Annotated in this window: 1 protein-coding gene; it reads left to right on the top strand. The window is 70.5% G+C overall.

The window, feature by feature from the left end; translation table 11 throughout:
• Positions 1-743 (top strand): NAD(P)/FAD-dependent oxidoreductase (locus tag AC2W7C_RS18480; protein ID WP_486002650.1); only part of this gene is annotated, 743 nt, incomplete at its 5' end.
• Positions 744-919: the final 176 nt, after the last annotated feature.

The following is a 919-nucleotide window of genomic DNA, read 5'->3' as shown; positions in this document are numbered from 1 at the left end:
CCGAGGCCCGCGCCCAGGTGGCCGCCTATCCCACCGTCGCCTTCCGGCGCGGCGAGGCGGTGGACGTCCGCCGCTCGTCCTGCGGCTTCGAGATCGACATGGCCGACGGGACCCGGGTCTCGGGCCGGCGGGTGATGCTGGCCCATGGCGTCCAGGACGTGCTGCCCGAGACGCCGGGCCTGAAGGAGCGCTGGGGCCGCACGGTCCTGCACTGCCCCTACTGCCACGGCTACGAGATCGGCGGCGGTCCGATCGGCGTTCTGGGGGCCGGGCCGATGTCGGTGCATCAGGCCGCCATGGTCGCCGACTGGGGCCAGGTGGTGCTGTTCCTGGAGCGCAAGGTCGAGATCGGCCTGGAGGAGGCCCGGATCCTGGACAATCGCGGCGTCACGGTCGAGGCGGTCCCGATCGCCGGCCTGGAAGGCCAAGGGTCCGGACTGGACGGCGCGCGGCTGGCCGATGGTCGCCTGGTCCCGCTGAAAGCCCTCTTCATCGGCCCGCGCATCCGCCTGAACGGCGGTCTGGCCGAACGTCTGGGCTGCGACACCGAGGACACGCCCATGGGCGCCATCATCCGCACCGACGGGATGAAGGCGACTTCCGTCCCCGGCGTCTTCGCCGCCGGCGACGCGGCCCGGGCGATGTCCAACATCACCCTCGCCGCCGCCGACGGCGTCATGGCCGGCGTGGCCCTACACCGATCCCTGATCGAGGAGGACGCCGCCCTGGCGACCTCGGCCTAGGTCTAATCGACATTCAGCCGATAGCCTTTCAGGGCCCCAAACCTCTTTTTCCCGTCATGGCCGGGCCTGTCCCGGCCATCCATGACCGCGAACGGCGCCCGGGCGACCTCAGCCTACGGTGTTCACGGAATTCCGGCACAAGGCCGGGAATGACGGGGTTTGAATGTCATTAGACC

The organism is Brevundimonas sp. CURTG3B2_SDJG (assembly GCF_057364705.1).
The sequence above is the reverse complement of the archived record's forward strand: the minus strand, read 5'-3'. Positions and strand labels throughout refer to the sequence as shown.